Origin of the sequence: Pseudomonas cerasi, assembly GCF_027983475.1 — a bacterium.
Classification (GTDB): Bacteria; Pseudomonadota; Gammaproteobacteria; order Pseudomonadales; family Pseudomonadaceae; genus Aquipseudomonas; species Aquipseudomonas cerasi.
Window position 1 is genome coordinate 298671 of record NZ_JAQJVM010000002.1, and the last position, 19554, is coordinate 318224.

18 protein-coding genes are annotated in these 19554 nt (G+C 58.2%); 9 read left to right on the top strand and 9 right to left on the bottom strand.

The genetic code is table 11. The features are described from left to right. Positions 1–43: 43 nt before the first annotated feature. Positions 44–871, bottom strand: a complete 828-nt coding sequence (cheR, locus tag PI739_RS10460; RefSeq protein ID WP_003347319.1) for a protein-glutamate O-methyltransferase CheR — start codon at positions 869–871, stop codon at positions 44–46. 51 nt (positions 872–922) lie between these two features. Next, positions 923–1849 (bottom strand): chemotaxis protein CheV, encoded by a 927-nt coding sequence (locus PI739_RS10465; RefSeq protein WP_003436070.1) that lies wholly within the window; start codon positions 1847–1849, stop codon positions 923–925. A gap of 77 nt (positions 1850–1926) precedes the next feature. Between PI739_RS10465 and flgA the strand changes: the two genes are divergently transcribed. From flgA to PI739_RS10485, 4 genes are all read left to right on the top strand, one after another. Beyond that, positions 1927–2685 carry a flagellar basal body P-ring formation chaperone FlgA gene (gene flgA, locus PI739_RS10470; protein ID WP_003417867.1) on the top strand — a complete coding sequence of 253 codons (759 nt, stop codon included), beginning with the start codon at positions 1927–1929 and terminating at the stop codon, positions 2683–2685. A 161-nt stretch (positions 2686–2846) separates the two neighbouring features. After that, positions 2847–3161, top strand: coding sequence for a flagellar biosynthesis anti-sigma factor FlgM (gene flgM / locus PI739_RS10475; RefSeq protein ID WP_003370051.1), 315 nt, complete (start codon positions 2847–2849; stop codon positions 3159–3161). A 49-nt stretch (positions 3162–3210) separates the two neighbouring features. Continuing rightward, on the top strand, positions 3211–3678 hold the full coding sequence (locus tag PI739_RS10480; RefSeq protein WP_003370050.1) for a flagella synthesis protein FlgN: 468 nt from the start codon (positions 3211–3213) through the stop codon (positions 3676–3678). Between the two features lie 82 nt (positions 3679–3760). Further along, positions 3761–4507, top strand: coding sequence for a flagellar brake protein (locus PI739_RS10485; protein ID WP_003370048.1), 747 nt, complete (start codon positions 3761–3763; stop codon positions 4505–4507). A 68-nt stretch (positions 4508–4575) separates the two neighbouring features. Here PI739_RS10485 and PI739_RS10490 read toward each other — a convergent pair whose 3' ends face one another. The 3 genes from PI739_RS10490 to PI739_RS10500 form a co-directional block, all read right to left on the bottom strand. Then, a complete protein-coding gene (locus PI739_RS10490; RefSeq protein ID WP_054081552.1) occupies positions 4576–5991 on the bottom strand; it encodes an MFS transporter in 1416 nt (471 codons plus the stop codon). Positions 5992–6045: 54 nt separating this feature from the next. Then, positions 6046–7287 (bottom strand): glutamine synthetase family protein, encoded by a 1242-nt coding sequence (locus tag PI739_RS10495; protein WP_161937179.1) that lies wholly within the window; start codon positions 7285–7287, stop codon positions 6046–6048. A 195-nt stretch (positions 7288–7482) separates the two neighbouring features. Further along, a complete protein-coding gene (locus PI739_RS10500; RefSeq protein ID WP_032609902.1) occupies positions 7483–8394 on the bottom strand; it encodes a methyltransferase domain-containing protein in 912 nt (303 codons plus the stop codon). A 236-nt stretch (positions 8395–8630) separates the two neighbouring features. Between PI739_RS10500 and PI739_RS10505 the strand changes: the two genes are divergently transcribed. Next, on the top strand, positions 8631–9440 hold the full coding sequence (locus tag PI739_RS10505) for a glycosyltransferase family 2 protein (protein WP_054081550.1): 810 nt from the start codon (positions 8631–8633) through the stop codon (positions 9438–9440). Positions 9441–9505: 65 nt separating this feature from the next. Here PI739_RS10505 and PI739_RS10510 read toward each other — a convergent pair whose 3' ends face one another. From PI739_RS10510 to PI739_RS10520, 3 genes are all read right to left on the bottom strand, one after another. After that, the gene (locus PI739_RS10510; protein WP_044309047.1) at positions 9506–10201 is read right to left on the bottom strand and encodes a sensor histidine kinase; all 696 of its coding nucleotides are present in this window, start codon (positions 10199–10201) and stop codon (positions 9506–9508) included. Then, a complete protein-coding gene (locus tag PI739_RS10515; protein WP_003370034.1) occupies positions 10198–11799 on the bottom strand; it encodes a tetratricopeptide repeat-containing response regulator in 1602 nt (533 codons plus the stop codon). Before PI739_RS10515 ends, PI739_RS10510 begins: the two co-directional genes overlap by 4 nt. 400 nt (positions 11800–12199) lie before the next feature. Continuing rightward, complete coding sequence (locus PI739_RS10520) at positions 12200–12874, bottom strand: TIGR04211 family SH3 domain-containing protein (RefSeq protein ID WP_003436066.1); 675 nt, start codon at positions 12872–12874, stop codon at positions 12200–12202. Between the two features lie 452 nt (positions 12875–13326). Between PI739_RS10520 and ppnN the strand changes: the two genes are divergently transcribed. Continuing rightward, positions 13327–14700 (top strand): nucleotide 5'-monophosphate nucleosidase PpnN, encoded by a 1374-nt coding sequence (gene ppnN, locus PI739_RS10525; RefSeq protein ID WP_003436065.1) that lies wholly within the window; start codon positions 13327–13329, stop codon positions 14698–14700. A 51-nt stretch (positions 14701–14751) separates the two neighbouring features. Here the strand turns inward: ppnN and PI739_RS10530 are convergent, their stop codons facing one another. After that, positions 14752–15621: a helix-turn-helix domain-containing protein gene (locus PI739_RS10530; RefSeq protein ID WP_054081549.1), complete on the bottom strand. Its 870-nt coding sequence runs from the start codon at positions 15619–15621 to the stop codon at positions 14752–14754. Between the two features lie 153 nt (positions 15622–15774). On the opposite strand from PI739_RS10530, the gene pobA reads away from it, so the two are divergent. From pobA to dapA, 3 genes are all read left to right on the top strand, one after another. Further along, a complete protein-coding gene (gene pobA, locus PI739_RS10535) occupies positions 15775–16959 on the top strand; it encodes a 4-hydroxybenzoate 3-monooxygenase (protein ID WP_003370026.1) in 1185 nt (394 codons plus the stop codon). Between the two features lie 214 nt (positions 16960–17173). Continuing rightward, positions 17174–18499 carry an MFS transporter gene (locus tag PI739_RS10540; RefSeq protein ID WP_054081548.1) on the top strand — a complete coding sequence of 442 codons (1326 nt, stop codon included), beginning with the start codon at positions 17174–17176 and terminating at the stop codon, positions 18497–18499. Between the two features lie 170 nt (positions 18500–18669). Further along, the gene (gene dapA, locus PI739_RS10545; RefSeq protein WP_003370023.1) at positions 18670–19548 is read left to right on the top strand and encodes a 4-hydroxy-tetrahydrodipicolinate synthase; all 879 of its coding nucleotides are present in this window, start codon (positions 18670–18672) and stop codon (positions 19546–19548) included. Positions 19549–19554 lie beyond the last annotated feature (6 nt).

A 19554-nucleotide genomic window follows, 5' to 3' on the forward strand; every position in this document is an offset into this window, starting at 1 on the left:
GACCCGAAGGTCTCTTTTTTCATCGCAGGTAACTGACAGACCGTCACTTGGCCTTATAGATGATCCCGGGGCTGCACTGAACCATCTGGTAGTGATCCGGCAAACCATTGAGTGCTTCGGAAGCCCCCAGAAACAGGTAACCGCCTGGCTTGAGCGTACCGTGGATACGCAGCAGGATGTCTTTCTTCACTTCAGCGGAGAAGTAGATCAATACGTTACGGCAGAACACGATGTCGAATTTGCCCAGCGAGGCGTAGCTGTCGAGCAGGTTGAACGAGCGGAACTCCACACGACTCTTGATCGGCGCCTTGACCACCCAGCGGCCCGGGCTTTTAACGTCAAAAAAGCGCTGCAGACGATCCGGCGACAGGCCGCGGCCGATAGCCAGACTGTCGTATTCGCCGGTCTTGCAGTTATTGAGCATCAAGCCCGACAGATCGGTTGCGACGATCTGCACGCCCGATTTGAGTTGACCCTGATTGGCACGCTCGAACTCGTCGATGGACATCGACAGCGAATACGGTTCCTGACCCGACGAACAGGCGGCCGACCAGATGCGCAGTCGCTGACCAGGGCTGGCCTTGATCTGCTCGGGCAGCACCTTGTTCTTCAGCACTTCGAACGGATAGGTGTCGCGAAACCACAGGGTTTCGTTGGTGGTCATCGCATCGACGACCTGCTCGCGCAAACCACTGCGCGGCTGGGTCTGAATACGCTGGACCAACTCGCCAAGCGACTTGATGCTTTGCTGCTCCATCAATTTGTTGAGGCGGCTGGACACCAGGTACTGCTTGTTTTCCCCAAGCAGAATGCCACAGGCTTTTTCCAGAAATACCCGGAACTGATCAAAATCCAAATTACCCGTAGACAAAGTGCCGCCTCTCAAATCATGTGAATCACCGGGGACGACGCCCCCGGCTGGTTATTCTGCTGCATTGATCCGCGCAACGACCCTGGCCGCCAGATCATCAGGCCGGAATTTCGCGAGAAAGTCATCCGCGCCGACTTTCTTGACCATCGCCTGGTTGAATACCCCTGACAACGAGGTATGCAAGGTGATGTGCATCTTCTGCATGCGTGGATCATTACGTATTGCTGCGGTAAGGGTATAGCCATCCATCTCCGGCATTTCAATGTCGGAGATCATCATCAGGAACTCTTCTTCAGGCTTTTTGCCTTCTGCGACCATATTGAGCAGGTAGTCCAGCGCCTGACGACCATCGTTGAGCGCGACGACCTCCACCCCGACGGTTTCCAGGCAGCGGCTCACTTGCTTGCGGGCCACCGACGAGTCATCGACCGTCAGCACGCGCATAGAGACAGCCTTGTGCTGAACCTCGGCGTCAATGACACCGACCGAGATTTCTTCGGACACTGGCGCGACTTCGGCGAGAATTTTCTCGACGTCGATGATTTCCACCAGTTGGTTATCAACCCGGGTGACGGCGGTCAGGTAATGATCGCGCCCGGTGCCCTTGGGTGGTGGATGAATCTCTTCCCAGTTCATGTTGACGATGCGTTCGACAGAATGCACCAGAAAGCCCTGAACCTTGGTGTTGTACTCGGTAATGATGACGAAGGAGTTAACCAGCGAAATCATCCCTGTGGATCCTGTCGCCATTGCCAGATCCATGATCGGGATCGTGCCGCCACGAATATTGGCCACGCCCCGAACGATCTTGCTCGATTTGGGCATGATGGTGAGTTTCGGGCATTGCAGTACTTCTTTCACTTTGAAGACGTTGATCCCATAGAGCTGCTTGCCGTCGAGACGGAACAAGAGCAGCTCCAGGCGATTCTGACCCACCAGCTGAGTTCGCTGGTTTACCGAATCCATTACACCTGCCATGCCGAACCCCCTTACAAAATGACCGCCGCCCAGACACCAGATCAACAAGCGGCACGGGCTTTGCTATTTATTACGTCATGAACGCAAAGACGACAATTTCTCGACACCTCGCATTAGAAACCCGCAGGCTTCTGTGCGCAATCGCTCTGCTGTGCCTTTCCAGCACGGTGACCCTCGCTCGTGCCGAGAATTTCACACTGCCTGAACAGCTTATCGGCGTCACCCAAGGGTTTCTTGAGTTCACAGTAGAAGACTATTTGGCAACCAACCAGATTGACGGGCGTCATGAGATACAGGTCAAGCAGCTCGACCCGCGTTTAAGGATGGGTGCCTGCGACAAGGATTTGACAGCCACACTGGAAAGTCCGCGCCCGGTTGGCCGGGTTACCGTGCGCGTGCGCTGCGAAGGTTCTTCGCCCTGGACGGTGTTTGTGCCCGCTCAGGTATTGCTGTATCGCAACGTCGTGACCGTGATGCGCCCGCTCAAGCGTGACGCGATCGTCACCGAAGAAGACGTCGCGATGCGTGAGCGGGATGTCAGCAGTCTGGGTCAGGGTTTCCTGGCGTCGCTGGATCAGGCAGTCGGTCAGAAGGTTGTCCGACAAATGGTCATCGACCAGGTCATTACCCCGGTGGCGCTTGAACAGCCACAAATGGTTCACAAGGGCGATCAGGTGGTGATCATCGCGCGCAGCGGCTCGCTGGCGGTTCGCATGCCCGGCGAAGCAATGTCCGATGGAGGCTTCAACGAACAGATACGGGTGAAAAACCTCAATTCCCAGCGGGTGATCAAAGCAAGTGTCACCGGCCCAGGGCAGGTGGAAGTCGCTATGTAGTGCATTGATAGTGGCGCGAAGGGTGTGTTTTTTTTAGACTGCGGGGAATGCCCGACGGCAAATGTCGTCTATTGGGAAGCTTTCTCACAATCAGCCTAAAGTTTGACAGGGGTTGGCCGAAAACAAGGCAAGCGTCCAAACACCCAGAGGTTTTTTCAATCATGGTCATAGATTTCAGTCGCCTTAACAACTCACAGGCTGTTGCCGGTACTTCACGTACCAGCGCCAGTAAAGACACCGCCAAAACCGATGCCCCAGCCCCTGCCGTCACCGCAGGTGTCAAAAGCACCGGGGAAACTTTTTCCTTGAGCAGTGAGGCTCAACAGTTGCAGAAAATCACGGACAAGCTGACCGATCTGCCAACCGTCAACAGTGCTCGCGTTGCCGAGCTCAAACAGGCCATCGCCGACGGTAGTTACACAGTGGACAGCAACCGTGTCGCCAGCAAACTGTTGAATTTCGAAACCCAACGCTAAGCCAAGGCTGGCGCTGGATATTCTGGACGCTTAAAAACCAGAGCATGCGATGCACGACACTACTTTGCTGCAGATGATCACTGACGACATGGTTTCAGCCCGACAGCTTCTTGAGTTGTTGCAGGCCGAATCATTGATTCTTCACGGCCGCGACATGGGCGAGATGGAGCAGGTGCTGGCGCAGAAACAGGCGCTGGTCATTCTTCTCGACCAGCACGGCCGCAAGCGTAGCCAGGTGCTTGCGGGCATGGGCCTGCCAGCCAATCGCAGTGGTCTCCAGCAACTGGCCAGCCAGTCGGATATCGGTGAGCAATTGCTGCTGGCCGCCGACGAACTGAATACACTGATCAACGAATGCCAGACGCTCAACGAGCGCAATGGTAGTCTGATCCAGCTGCAACAGGTCAGTACCGCTCACCAGCTTCGCATACTGAACGGTGGCGATACGCCTACACTCTATGACAGTCGCGGATCGACTGCCCTTAGAGCAAAACCACGCCCCCTGAGTCAGGCGTAACTTCCTGTATCAAGGTTTCGTGCATAGTGGCAGAATGCCTGCTGTTGCGTTGCCGTAGTATTTTGCCTGGAGATTCAAGAACGTGAATGGCTCAAGCGCGGACGATGCTCCGCAGCCCCCGAAGGTTCTCAATACACCTTTGGAAATCGCCGCAAACCTGCGGCTGCTACTCGAGAGTCATGATCCTCTGATCATTACCTTCCATGAGCGTCCCCAGCGCTTTCAGAGTTATCTGCTTGAAGTCGACCGTGACAACAACGTCATGGCTCTCGACGAGATGATCCCCCGTGATGGCGAACGCTTTCTGAGCAACGGCGAATCCTTCCGTGTCGAAGGCTTTCATGACGGCGTGCGGATTGCCTGGGAAAGTACTGCGCACATGGACATCCTCAGCACTGACGGTCAACGCATGTACCGTGGCCCGATGCCTGAGGAAGTGGTCTATCACCAGCGGCGCAACGCATTTCGGGCTGCGCTGAAGCTGGCACAACTGGTCGATGTAGAAATCGGCGGTGACCGCTTGAAGTTCACGCTGGCCGGCAAGCTGCTGGACATTTCTGCCACAGGTTGCAAGTTGCGCTTCGAGGGCGACGTGTCCGATCGCATGCAGTTGGGCCAGGTATACGAGCGTTTCGTCGCCAAGCTGCCTTTCGGCGCCATGACAGCACCTGTCGAGTTGCGCCACCTGCATTTCGAAGAACGATTCAACACCACCTTTGCCGGCGTCCGCTTCCACAACATGAGTGGGCTGGTGCAGCGTCAGGTCGAGCGCTTCGTCTATCAATTACAGCGCGAAGCACGACGCTTCGACAAAGACGAGGACTTCTGACACTCACCTGAATCCTTCGGCGATTGCGGCAATGCTGCCGCAATCATGCACTACCCTGCACTCTCCCCTCAGGCCTTCCAGGTCTCGCTTTCACGCTCGCGTTCATGCTCATCGGCTTCAGCTGGTTCCGCTCCGGCAGCCGGCTCGGTCTGCGCCAGAACCTCGCTTTCTGCCTCAACCTCCGATTCAGGCACCGCCTCGGGCTCCGGCTCAGGCTCAACGGTTGCCTGCATCTGTTCCTGAACCACCTGCTCATCGACACGCGGGTCAAGTGCAACTACCAGTGGCGAACTGGACATACTGTCCGGCATCGCAACGTGGTGCAGCGGTGCGTTTTCGACCTGATGCAAGTGAGTGACCGCCTTGGGCCTGATCAGCAGTACCAGAATCACGCCCGCGCCACAGACGAACGCATAGAGCATGTGACCGCCAAACTGCTTCATCACCACACCCGCGGCCAACGGACCGATACTGGCGCCAATGCCGTAGGTCATGAGCAACATGGCCGTCAGCGATACCCGGCGCTCGGCCTCGACGTGGTCATTGGCGAAGGCCACTGCCAGCGGATAAAGGCAGAACTGCATCAGCGAAGCCAGAAACCCGACACCGAACAGCACCTCGACCGGCACACTGGGAAACACCGCCAGCGGTAATGACGCCACCACCAGTGCGGCGGCAAAGATGCGCATCAGTACGGAACGGTCATAGCGGTCGGACAGCAGGCCCAACGGCCACTGCACCAGAAACCCGGCCAGAATGCAGCAGCCCATGAACAGACCGACCTGCTCGGTGGACAGCCCCTGCTCAGCGGCGTAGACCGGTGCCAGACCATAGAACGAGCCGATGATCAGGCCGGCGCCCAGTACCGCCGTCAACGACTGCGGCACACGCTTCATGAAGAAGCGCGGCTCCAGTGGTGCCGGATGCAGGGGTGCCGGGTGAATCGCCCGGGTCATGGCGACCGGCACCAGGCACAGTGCGAAACACAGCGCTACCAGCATCAGCAGCTCAGGCCCCAGTTGCGGGTGAACCACCAGCACCAGCTGACCCAGCACCAGCCCCAGGTAGGAGGCAATCATGTAACCGCTGAAGACCATGCCGCGCTGTTTGGCGGCCGCCTGCTCGTTCAGCCAGCTCTCGATGACCATGTATTGGCACATCATGCCCAGACCTACGATGACCCTCAGCACTAGCCAGGCCGGCAACCAGCTGATCAGGCCATGCCCGAGTACCGCCGCGCCGACGATGCCGGCACAGGTGGCGTAGGCGCGAATGTGACCGACACGGCCGATCAGGCGGTGACCGATCTTGCCGCCCAGCACCAGACCGAAATAGTTGGCGGCCATCAACGCACCGACCCACAGGCTGTCAACCTGATCGGCCGCCAGGCGCAGGGCCAGATAAGTGCTCAGCAGACCCGAGCCGATCAACATCATCAACGAGGCAAAATAAAGCGCTCGAAAGGACTTCCAGATTTGGCGCATCAACTTTCCAAAAATAGGGAGTCGCCCGACTGGGCGAGCCCAACACTGCGATTCTTAAACCTGAGCAGCCAGCACGCGCCGTTCCCAGGGGGTTATCTCGTCAAAAAAACTGGTCAGTTCCAGGGTCTTCGACGCGATGTAGCCTTCGATGAATTCATGACCAAACAGTTCCTTGGCCAACTGACTGCTTTTCAGACGCTCCAGAGCAGCGTGCAAGGTACACGGCAATAACAATTCTTCCGGCACCTCGAGTTCGCCCTGCAGCGGCGGCGTCGGTTCCAGCCGTTGCTCGATGCCATGCAGCCCGGCCGCCAGACTTGCGGCAATGGCCAGATAGGGATTGGCATCAGCGCCCGGCAGACGATTCTCCACCCTTCTGGCCGCCGCTGCACTCGACGGTATACGTAATCCGGCAGCGCGATTGTCGTAGGACCAGCAGGCGTTGTTGGGCGAGGCATACGGATGGCACAGGCGCTGGTAGGAATTCACATTGGGCGCGAACAGCGCGGTGAAGTCCGCCATGCAGGCTTGCTGGCCAGCAATGAAATGACGAAACGTGTCGGTCGGCTCACCCTGCGCATCACTGAAGATGTTCGTTGCGGTCTCTGCTGTCACCACGCTCTGATGAATATGCATCGAACTGCCCGCTGTATGGGCGAGCGGTTTGGCCATGCACACCACGATGAACCCGTGTTTGAGCGCCACCTCCTTGAGCAGGTGCTTGAACAGAAACGTCTGATCGGCCAGCAGCAGCGGATCGCCATGCAGCAGGTTGATCTCGAACTGACTGACGCCCATCTCGTGCATCACCGTGTCACGCGGCAGGCCCAACGCCGACATGCAGGCGTATACCTCGGCGAAAAAAGGCCGCAAGCCGTTGTTGGAACTGACGCTGAATGCCGAATGCCCCTGTTCGCGTCGTCCGTCCAGCCCGGTCGGCGGCACGAATGAATGAAGCGGCTCGGGATTGGGCGCAAAGACAAAAAACTCGAGTTCAGTGGCCACCACCGGCACCAGGCCCTGCGCAGCGTAACGGGCGATAACTGCCTTGAGCTGATTACGGGTGGAGAGCATGCAGGGCTGACCATTGAGGTCCTGCGCATCACAGATCGCCAAGGCGCGCGGCGATGTGCTCCAGGGCAGACGGTGGAGCTGCTGTGGATCACTGATCAGCGCCAGATCGCCGTCGTCACTGCCGTAGAAGCGCGCCGGCGGATAGCCGCCCATGATGCATTGCAGCAACACACCGCGCGCCAGCTGCAAACGGCGGCCCTCGAGAAAACCTTCAGCGGTCATTACCTTGCCGCGCGGTACACCGTTCAAATCCGGGGTTACACACTCCACTTCATCAATGCCCATCAGCATTTCTTTCTGCGAATGGGGGTCATTGCCTGTCATGGGTCAGTCCTTTTAGTTGAGCAGCAAACGCCAAGCTTCAACCTTCAGACTGCAATCTTCAAGCACCGCGCTTCAGGCTGTCGGCCTGCCGCGTCAGAGAACCGGGTTATGGAAAGGCGTCCCGGTCACTTCGATGAACTCCTTTCGGTAGTCTTCGTTTTCCGGGTCGACCACAAGGGCCTGACGCAGGAATTCGACGCCTTCGGCCACATTGCCCAACTGACGACTCAGAGCGCCGGCAAGGTGCAGCCTGGTGGCATCGAAAAAATTGAATGACAGCATGATTTTGGTCAGCGTCAGCGCGTTCTCGAGCTTGCCCGCCATCAACAACTGATTGAACTGGGTATTGAAGTCGCCGACGTCCTGCCACTTTTCCGCAGACAAGCCCTCCACTTTGCGGAGCACGACGGTGTGGCCGTTGCCTACTTTCGAATCGGTTTCTTCGACGCACTCGATGTACCAGCAACCCAGGCCTGACGAGTTAACATAATTGACTGCGCGGAGCATGCTTTGCAGGGAAAAGACCTGATAGTGACCGCGCCACTCGCCTTCAGTGACGGTGGTCATGTCGACCTTGTTTTCATAGTCCTCGATCATCTGCGCCAGCGTCGTCAAACGACGGGCCCGATCAGTCTTGGCTGCGGTGCGCTTGGGAAAGATGCAGAAGAATACCCCGCCGTTCTTCAGCACTCTGAAGGATTCGACGTAGGCAGAGAGCAGGTTGGGGACGTGCTCGATGACGTGCGAACTGATCAGATAGTCAACTGACGAGTCGGCCGTATGGATGCACTGAAAATCGCCCAGCATGTCGACCTTCGAAACGTCGCCCGACACTTTCATCTGCTCGACGAAGTACTGCTGATAGTCTTCCATGTCGCGAGGGTGCAAAAAATCCACACCGTTGCACGGCGCAACGTTCAGGCAATTGGCAAGATTGAACGCATTGTGAGCCGCTGCGCCCAACTCTATACCATGCCCCTGGCAGTACTTTTTAGCTAACAGCATCACCCACCCACCGCTCATCGTGATATCGAATACAGTCTTTCATCGATTTCGGCGGTGTCCGCTAAAACTTTAACCGGCACCGCTCCAGGCCTTTGGCGTGCCCGCAATTGGCGCAAATATTGCAATCCACCGCGTACATACGTCGATTTACGTCAGCGCAGGCCTGAACCACTCGCCACGCTGCGACGCCAATCAACAAACAAACACGCTCACGCCCAAGAGAACAGAGGATCACCATGATCAATGGTCAAAAGGTTGGCTGCGGAATCGTCACCTACAACCGTCCTGCGCTGCTGAAAAAACTTTACGATTCCCTGCCTGCCGAGATCATCGACTGCGTTGTCATCATCAATGACGGCGATGTGTATCCGGAGTTTTCCGCGTATGACAGCGAGGTTTTCTTCAATAATGAAACCAACCTCGGCGTTGGAAAATCCAAGAACAGAGCCTTGTCGCGACTGATGGATGCCGGGTGCGAGCATCTGTTCCTGATCGAAGACGACATCTACATAAAAAGCCCGGAAGTCTTCGAGCTTTATATTCTGACTTCGACACTGACCGGTATTCAGCACCTCAATTACAGCCAGCATGGCCTGATGAACAAGACGCCGTCCGGCGAGGCCAATGCGGTGTACAAGATTGACTACGGCAACGGCATCAATCTGCCCTTGTACCGCCATTGCGTCGGTGCGTTTTCCTACTATTCCAGACGGAGCCTGGAAGCGGCCGGCCTGATGGACGAGACGTATCACAACGCCTTCGAACACGTCGATCACACCCTGGCCATCATCAACCAGAACATGCACCCGCCGTTCTGGTTTTTTGCCGACATCGATAATTCGCAGCTGTATCTGGGGGACGAGCCCTGGACGCTCGAGGGCTCAACGATCTCGTCCGATACCCTGCATCGGCAAAATGCTCTTGCGGCCATCGAGCACTTCACGCTCAAGCACGGCTGCGAACCGGTCAGACATCCGTTGGCATCTGATCAGGACCTGATGGACAGCCTGAACAGCATCAAACAGAACTTCGGGCTGAATATCTAAGCGCCGAATACGCCCCGCAATCCTGACAAGGCGTTGCGGGGTGCTCTTGGAAAGGCTGCCGCCTCTCAGGGCAGGGTCATACTGAACATCGCCCCGCCCAGCACGCCGCCGTTGGCGATTTCAATGCGCCCGCGCATGCCGTTGCGTACATGCAGCCGGGCAATGTGCGCAGCGAAATACAAGCCCAGGCCGGTACTGCCGCTGCCCTGGTTGATGCCCTGCACATAGTCGGTCTGGCGTTCGATCAGATACGCCGGGTAGCCGGGGCCATCGTCATTGATGGTGATCTTCAGCTGCCCGCCTTCATCACCGACACTGACAACAATCTGCTCGCGGGCAAAGCCGATGGCGTTGACGATGATATTGCCCACCACCGAGCCGATCAGTTCGCGGTCGAAAAAGCCCAGGGGGCTAACCACATCGATCGCATGACGCGCGGCAATCCCGCGGCTGGCCAGCACGTCCTGATGATGGGCCAGTTGCGCTTCGATGAAATCGTCCAGTTCGTGGTAGTCCGGACGCAACGGCATCTGGTTGACACCCAGCTTGTAAAGACCGAGCAACTGCACGAGCATCCCGTTGAGGTTGGCGAACTCGTAATTGATGACGCCATGCTCCGGCGTATCGCGCTGCTGGACCGAAAGCTTCGCCTGCCACTGGCTGTGTGCCTGGATCAGCGTCGCCAGCGAGTTCTTCATGTCGTGCACCGTGGAGGCGATCACCATGGAAAAGTCGAGGCCCTGCTCTGTCTCCTCACTCATGCGCTGAATGCCCTCTCCCTGAGTTTCTGGTAGCGCTCATAGCGTGGATCGCTTTCCGGGATCTTGCCAAGCATGGTCAGGCTGGCACGGCACTCGTCAATTCCGGCCTGGCCCAGATTCTGGCCAGGGTGAAGCAGCGACTGCACCATGTTCAGCGCAATACTGATGTTCTTTGGCTGCAGCCCCAGCGCACTGCGGAAAAATGCCTGTGCTTCCGTAAGATTGCCGGCCTTGTAGCTGCGCACGCCTTGCAGGTTGAAATCGACAGCCGCCTTGCTGGCACCCAGAATCGCCGGATCATCGGTCATGCTGGCAATGCTTTTCATCACCGCAGGATCATCGCCATAGGCTCCCGCACAACTCTTCAAGACGCCGGCACCGGCCTCTTCCTGACCAAGCTTCTTCAGTTGCGCAGCCACCATCAGTGCGGCATCGGCACTGAGCACCTGCTCCATGCCATCCAGTCTGGCCATTGCCTGCTCGGTCAGCTTGGCTGCGGTTTCCGGGTCCGAATGCTGCAGGCTGGCCGCTTTCATCAAGCGGGTGCGCACTTGCAGACCCTCGTCGTCGCCATGCTCCTTGGCCACATCGACCAGGGCGTTGTTGATCTCGACACGGGTGCGCGCATCGAGCCCCTGATCACCGCCTTTGCTGATCAGCGCATGCGCCAACCCCAGGTTGGTTTCCGGATCCTTGAAACGCGAATGCTGACCTTGGGAGACGGCCTGGCGATATGCCTTGGAAGCGCTTTCGAAGTCCTCGTTGCCCAATGCCAGCTTGCCCAGCAGCTTCTGCCGACGCACCGCCAGCGGCGACAGGCGCACTGCGCTTTCCAGCACGGACTGCGCGCGCTTGCCATCGCCAAGCGCGACCAGCACATCAGCCAGGCCATCGAACAGCGCAGGCATGGTCGGAAATGCCTTGATTGCCTGTTCGTAGACAGCCTGCGCCTCGGCGGTCTTGCCGCGCTTGAGCAGCAGGCTGCCCAATGCACCGTAGGCCCACGGCGTGGCCCGATCGGCCAGAATGGTCTTGAGGAACGCTTCCAGGGGCTCGTTCTGCTTCAGGTCACGCAGGGCATCGGCCTTGTAGCGCAGGCACAACGGCGCATAACGTGGGTCCTGCTCGATCAGCTTGTCGCACGCGGCCAGTACTTCGGCCGGTTTGCGACGGTCGAGGGCCTGCAGAATCGGCTTGAGCAAGGTCTTGCGCTGCACCAGCTTTTCCAGGCGCTGGGCCAGCCCGGCGCGGTTGAACGGCTTGGTCAGGTAACCATCCGGCTCCCACTCAAGCGCACTCATGACCATCGCCTGACTGTTTTCGGCAGTGACCATGATGAATACGCTTTCGTAACTCAGCAGCCGCTCGATCATCAGGTCTTCCAGCACTTGCTGACCGTTCTTGCGACCATCACCCAGGTTGAAATCGTGCAGCACGAAGTCATAACGCTTTTGCGAGCACATGCGCAGAGCCTGCTCGCCGGTGTCGGCGGTGTCCACTTCCTTGACGCCCAACTCACGCAGCATCGATCTCACTGAACTGCGAAAGTCAGAGAAATCATCAACGATAAGAAAGCTTTTTTGGTTGTACGCCAGCATCCGGATTCCTGCACAGGAGAGGGTGAAAATATGAGACCCGCGGCATGAAAATCATTCAGGCCCGACTCGGCAGCCCATTTTTCAGGACGCATATAATAACTGATGGCAAAGAGCCACAACACAACTTGCCGGTCCCCTCCTCCTATGCGTCAGCGCACGAGGTTGAGGGCGACACTCAGTTTTTCGACCATCCACGCAGAAACTGTAGAACGAACATCAACTTCGCGCACGAACCCTGTGCCAGGCAGGCATAAAGAGTGTGGGCTGGATCGTGATTGCGGCAGGGGAAAGGCATTTTCGGAGAGGTCCGTCACACATCGGCTGCGCACTCGATAAAACGCACAGCGTGGCGGACAACATGCCAGCGCGGGACGCTGGCATGTGAGGTGATCAAGGTGGTTTACACCCAGCCGTCGTTCTTCTTACGGCCCTTGGTCAGCGCCGGAAGGATCAGGCCGACCAGCAAGCCGGCACCGGCAATGCTGCCGCCGTAGACCATGTAACGCATCATCACTTGCTTGTTCTCATCGCCAAGTCGTGCCTGAGTCGCACGCAATTCAGCCTGAGAGTCGGCCAGCTGATCGTTGAGGGTCTTGGTGCGCGCCTCCAGCTCATCGACCAGTTTCTTGCGCGCGTCCAGCGTTTCCTGCATGCCCTGCACGCGAGTCTTCCAGGTGTTGTCGATGCCCGCCAGCTGCTCGGTCAGATCGGCGACCTGCTGAGTCAGTTGTGGGACACGCTCGGCCTGGCCAGGGACTTCCTGCAAGTCGCTGCTCGGAATCCACACCGTGGAACCGCCTTCGCCGCGCACCTGGCTGAACTTGCCCGAAGCGCTGAGCAGTTCGACCTTCTGCCCGGATTTCAGCGTTCCCACAATCCGGTGATCATCGGTTGGTCCGCTGCGTACATAAGTCGTAAGACTGTCGCTGACCCAGCGATCGCTGCCTGCGGCCTGTGCGCTGCCAGGCACGACAACGGTCAATGCAGCGCCAACCAGGCCTGCGCCGAGCAAGCGACGCGAAACGACGAACAGGCCAGGGGCTCGGGAAAGAAGTGCGGAAAAATGACGAGACATGGCGATAATTATCTTTATCTGAAATGAAAATAAAGCCTCGTTTAACGGGCCGGCTAAGGATGGGAGCGGCAAGTGATCAACGGTTTTGCAACTCCTGCCCGGACGGAATGTCTGCCTATCAGGCGTGCTGAAAAAGCACCTGATGATCCCTTTCGTGCAGGCCGTCCAGAAAGTCCATCAGCTAACAGACTCCGTTAACGGGGTCAGGTTCACTATTGCCCGTTGTCCGCGTCAAAATTCAGCCGCACGGTCATGCGAAGCAAGTGCCTGCTTTCAAAAGAATTCACCTGCCGATTCAATCCTGCGATGACGCACAACGGCTCAAACAGGGGACGTCTGCGGTCCGGCGTTTGCTTTCCCGGCCAAGTGCTGTAGAAAAGGCTCCACAGGGGTGAATGTTCTCGATATTCACCATCCTGATGCTCGACTGCATCGCTCTAATGGAAAATAGAATGATCCCAAGACAAGTGATTAACGCCACCGTAAGCCCGAAAGGCAGCCTTGAAACCCTGTCCCAACGTGAAGTGCAGCAGCTCAGCGCGGCCGGTTCAGGCAGCACCTATACCCTGTTTCGCCAGTGCGCCCTGGCCATTCTCAATACTGGCGCCCACGTCGATAACGCCAAGACCATTCTTGAAGCGTACGAGAGTTTTGAAGTCCGCATCCATCAACAGGACCGCGGCGTTCGCCTGGAGCTGCTCAACGCTCCGGCCGATGCCTTCGTCGACGGCGAGATGATCGCCAGCACCCGCGAAATGCTGTTCAGCGCCTTGCGCGACATCGTCTATACCGAAAGCGAGCTGGACAGCCAGCGCATCGACCTGAGCAATTCCCAGGGCATAACCGACTACGTGTTCCACCTGCTGCGCAACGCTCGTACCCTGCGTGCCGGTGTCGAGCCGAAGATGGTGGTGTGCTGGGGCGGCCATTCGATCAATACCGAAGAATACAAATACACCAAGAAAGTCGGCCACGAACTGGGCCTGCGCAGCCTGGATATCTGCACCGGCTGCGGCCCCGGCGTGATGAAAGGCCCGATGAAAGGCGCGACCATCGCGCACGCCAAGCAGCGTATCGTCGGCGGTCGCTACCTGGGCCTGACCGAGCCGGGTATCATCGCTGCCGAAGCGCCCAACCCGATCGTCAATGAGTTGGTGATCCTGCCGGACATCGAAAAACGCCTCGAAGCGTTCGTCCGCGTCGGTCACGGCATCATCATTTTCCCCGGTGGCGCAGGCACTGCCGAAGAGTTCCTGTATCTGCTGGGCATTCTGATGCACCCGGACAACAAGGACGTGCCGTTCCCGGTGATCCTGACCGGCCCGAAAAACACCGAGCCGTACCTGCAGCAACTGCACGCATTTGTCGGTGCCACGTTGGGTGAAGAGGCGCAGCGCCACTACCAGATCATCATCGACAACCCGGCAGACGTTGCCCGGCAGATGACTCAGGGCCTTAAGGAAGTGAAGCGGTTCCGCCGCGAGCGTAATGACGCGTTTCACTTCAATTGGCTGCTAAAGATCGAGGAAAGCTTCCAGCACCCTTTCGATCCGACCCACGAGAACATGTCCAGACTGCAACTGAACCACGATGTGCCGACTCACGAACTGGCCGCCAATCTGCGCCGGGCGTTTTCCGGCATCGTCGCCGGCAACGTCAAGGACAAGGGCATTCGCCTGATCGAACAGCACGGTCCTTATCAGATCCACGGCGACCCATCGATCATGGGCCCGCTGGACAAGCTGTTGCAGGCCTTCGTCGATCAGCACCGCATGAAGCTGCCAGGCGGCGCGGCGTACGTGCCGTGCTACCAGGTCGTGACCTGACCGCACAGCGACCTGCGACAAGCCAACGGGGTGCTCTTGAGCACCCCGTTTCTATTGCTGCCGGCGAAATGCCTTGGGTGATTGCCCGGTAGCGCGCTTGAAGAAACGCGAAAAATACGCCGGCTCGGAAAAGCCCAGGCTGTCTGACACCTGATTGATGGTCAGGGTGGTGTAGATCAGGTTGCGCTTGGCCTCCAGCAGCAAGCGCTCACTGATGATCTGCAAGGCCGACTGGTTGCACAGCCGCCGACACAGAGCGTTCAAATGCGCGGCGCTGATGCCCATCGCTTGGGCATGCTGGTCAATCGACCAGTGCTCGCGAAAACTCGCTTCCAGTTGATGCATGAACACCTGCAAATGCTCGCGGCCGCGGTCCATGGCGTGAGTCTCTTCGCCAGCACCTTCACTGCTGCGCCGACTGAGCCACACCGCCAGCACACTGACCAGCGAGTGCAGCATCAGATCGCGGCCCGCTCTGGGCTGCCGGTATTCATTGGCAATGGCATTGAACAGCGTGTCCACATAATCGCTGTCCGCCCCAAGCGCATAGCAGCGGGCAGCGCTGAGGGCAGAGACGTCGAGCGCAGCCTCGAGTTGCTCCACCAAGGGTCTGGCCAGGCTGAGAATATGGCCCTGAATATCTCTGGAAAACCTGAAGGTGTGCACGCTCAGTGCGGGCACGACCTGCAACGAAGGCATCTCGACCTCGCTGACCCGGTCCTCGACCTTGAGCATCGCCTTGCCCGACTGCACGTAAAGCAGCTGGACCAGATCGCCATGCCGATGCGGCTTGATCTCCCATTCGTGAATCCTGCTGCGCTCGGGGATCGACTCACAGTGGATCAGATCGGGGGTCGGCCAGGCCGCGGTTTCCCCATAGAGTTTGAACACCGGTATCGCTGCTGTGGCAGGTGTGGCCATGTCGTCCTCTCTGGTCCGGACCCTCGAAAAGTCCAGATAATGCAGCGGATATTGCCTTCTTATCTCGACGGCATCCATTAAAAATGCAGGAGACAAAAACAAACATTTCCCGCTGACTAAACCTGGCAGGGATCAAAAGACAGGACTATCGCCATGAAAACCAAGGTTGCCATTATCGGTTCAGGCCCTTCCGGATTGTTGCTGGGCCAACTGTTGCAACGTGCCGGCATCGATAACGTCATCGTCGAGCGCAAGGACCCCGACTACATCCTGTCGCGCATCCGCGCCGGCGTGCTGGAACAAGGCATGACCGACCTGTTGCGTGAAGCGGGCGTCAGTGAACGCATGGACGCAGAGGGCATGATCCATGACGGTTTCGAGCTGGCGTTCGCCGGTCGTTGCGAGCGCATCGACCTGAAGAGCCTTGCCGATGGCAGGACGGTGATGGTCTACGGCCAGACCGAGGTCACCCGCGACCTGATGGCCGCGCGCGCAGCCAGCGGTGCAATGACGATCTATGACGCCGCAGACGTCAAAGCGCACGACCTCAAAAGCGATAGTCCGTACCTGACCTTTGTGAAAGACGGCGAGACCGTGCGCCTGGACTGCGATTACATTGCCGGCTGTGACGGCTTTCACGGCGTGTCACGGCAATCGATTCCCGCCGACGCCCTCAAGGTATTCGAACGCGTTTATCCGTTCGGCTGGCTCGGCGTACTGGCCGATACGCCGCCGGTCAACGAAGAGCTGGTCTATGCCAATCACCCGCGCGGCTTTGCCTTGTGCAGCATGCGCTCGGCCATTCGTACCCGCTATTACGTGCAGGTCAGTGCCGACGAGAAGGTCGAAGACTGGTCGGACGAGCGCTTCTGGGATGAACTCAAATCCCGCCTGCCCGAGCAGCTGGCAGAGCGCCTGGTCACCGGCCCGTCCATTGAGAAAAGCATCGCGCCGCTGCGCAGCTTTGTGGTTGAACCCATGCAGTACGGTCGCCTGTTCCTGCTCGGCGACGCCGCGCACATCGTCCCGCCGACCGGTGCCAAGGGGCTGAACCTGGCGGCCAGCGATGTAAGCACGCTGTACCGCATCCTGCTCAAGGTCTATCAGGAAGGCCGCACTGACCTGCTGGAAAAGTATTCACAGATCTGCCTGCGCCGAGTGTGGAAAGCCGAGCGCTTCTCTTGGTGGATGACGTCGGTGCTGCACAACTTTCCCGACACAGACGCGTTCAGCCAGCGCATCCAGCAGACCGAACTGGACTACTACGTCGGCTCGGAAGCCGGGCGCAGGACCATTGCCGAGAATTATGTGGGCTTGCCGTATGAGGCTGTCGAGTAGAGCATTGGCCCCGGCGCAATGATTTTCGTTGCGTGCTGACATTCGCGGCAAGCCATAAGCTCCCCGGGGGCACGCGTTGTGCAATCACACAACGCGTGCCCCCTGCCGCCGTGCAAAACCCCAAAGCGTTTTTGTCACTGCCCACCTATGATCAGGAGTGCATCCAGTAGCTATCCGGCTATATAAAAACAACAAGCACAGAGGAACACCCGCCATGACACCTCTCTCGACCCACGAGGTGGGCGACGCCGAAGGCAATCATGTCTACCGTCGCATCACCCTGCGCCTTATCCCGTTTATCTTCATTTGTTACCTGTTCAATTACCTCGACCGCGTGAACGTGGGCTTTGCCAAGCTGCAGATGCTCGATGCCCTGAGTTTCAGCGAGACGGTCTATGGCCTAGGTGCCGGTATCTTCTTCATTGGCTACGTGCTGTGTGGCCTGCCCAGCAATCTGGCGCTGAACCGCTTCGGGCCGCGTCGCTGGATCGGTCTGATGATGATTACCTGGGGAATCTTCTCGACCTGCCTGCTGTTCGTCACCACGCCGGTCGAGTTCTACGTGCTGCGCTTTCTGACCGGCATGGCAGAGGCCGGCTTCTTCCCCGGCATCGTTCTGTACCTCTCGCGCTGGTATCCGAACCAGCGTCGCGGACGGATCATGGCACTGTTCATGTCGGCCATTCCGGTCTCCGGCCTGCTGGGCGGTCCTTTTTCCGGATGGATTCTCAACCATTTCGCTGCGGGCCAGGGCGGAATGGCCGGCTGGCAATGGATGTTTCTGATTCAGGGGCTGCCGACCGTGGCGCTGGGTGTGCTGGCCTTCGTTCTGCTGTGCGACAGGGTCGAGGATGCCCGCTGGCTGACGCCCGCGCAGCGTCAGCGGGTCAAGACCGATATCACCAACGATGAACTGAGCCGTCCGGTGCACGGCAAGAGCTCGGTGGCTTCAGTGCTGACCATGCCGTTCATATGGATTCTGGGCTTTATTTACTTCTGCATTCAAAGCGGCGTCTACGCGATCAATTTCTGGCTGCCGTCGATCATCAAGAACCTCGGTTTCAGCGATGCACTGGTGATCGGCTGGATCAGTGCCGTGCCGTACCTGATGGCGGGCGTGTTCATGCTGCTGGTCGGCCGCTCCGCCGACCTGCGTAATGAGCGCCGCTGGCATCTGGTGGTGCCAATGCTGATGGGCGCGACCGGCCTGATCATTGCCGCCAACTTCGCGACGCTGCCCATCGTTGCCATCATCGGGCTAACTATCGCGACCATGGGTGCGCTGACCAGCCTGCCGATGTTCTGGCCATTGCCAACCGCCCTGCTGAGCGCCAGCGTTGCCGCAGGCGGGCTGGCGCTGATCAACTCGATCGGGCAGATGGCAGGCTTTCTCAGCCCTTACCTGGTGGGCTGGATAAAGGATCAAACCGGCTCGACTACCCTGGCGCTGTATTCACTGGCCGCGCTGACCATCGTCGGCAGTCTGGTGGCCTTGCGAATCAGTCGTTTGTCGGCAATCAAGGTGGCTAGGCCCGCCTGACCTTTTCGATACCCTCATCTAGAGCCAGGCCTTGTGCCTGGCTTTTTGATCGGTTCTTTCATTTTTACTGCATCACCCCACTCCTTCGTGAAAAAAACGCTCAAAATGCTTGCCAGTAATGATCGATTCAATCACTATCGTTTTACTAAAAATAAAACGAGAACCTGGCCATGCAATTTCGCGGCATCATTCCAGCTCTGGTCACGCCCTTCACCGAAGATCAGCAGCTCGACGAGCAGGCCCTGCGCAATCTGATCGAAAACCTTCTGAATGCAGGTGTTCACGGGCTTTTCGTACTGGGCACCAACGGTGAGTTCTTCGCCCTTTCCGAAGCGGAAAAACTAAAGATCGCTCGTATTACCGTCGAAGCGGCGGCAGGACGCGTACCTGTCGTAGTCGGCACCGGAGCATTTGCCACGCACGAAGTGATTGAAATGAACAAAAAGATGATCGATGTGGGCGCCGATGCCCTGTCGATCATCACGCCGTACTTCAATGCTGTCAGCCAGCGCGAGCTGATCAAGCACTACACCAGCATCGCCGATGCGTCCGAACTGCCGCTGATGATGTACAACATTCCGGCCAAGACCGGCATGTCGATCGGCATGGATGCCGTGGCCACCCTCAGCCAGCATCCGCAGATCAAGGGCATCAAGGACAGTGCTGGCAACTTCGATGCACTGGTGCAGATGATGAAGTACCGCAGCGACGACTTCGCGGTATTCGCCGGAACCGACTCGCTGATCCACTGGAACCTGCTGGCCGGCGGTGACGGTGCGGTGGCTGCAACCGCCAACGCGGTGCCGGGTCTGGTCATGTCGATCTGGAACCACTTCCAGTCGGGCAATCATGACGCTGCCCGCGCCGCGCAGGAGTCCCTGCGCCCGCTGCGCGATGCCTTCGCGCTGGGCACCCTGCCTGTAGTGCTGAAAACCGCCACGCAACTGCTCAATGTACCGGTCGGCCCCTGCCGTGCGCCGGTACAGCCGCTCGACGCCGCCGCGCTGGAAAAACTTCACAGCCTGTTGGCCGTTTACCGCCAAGCCTGAGGTCAT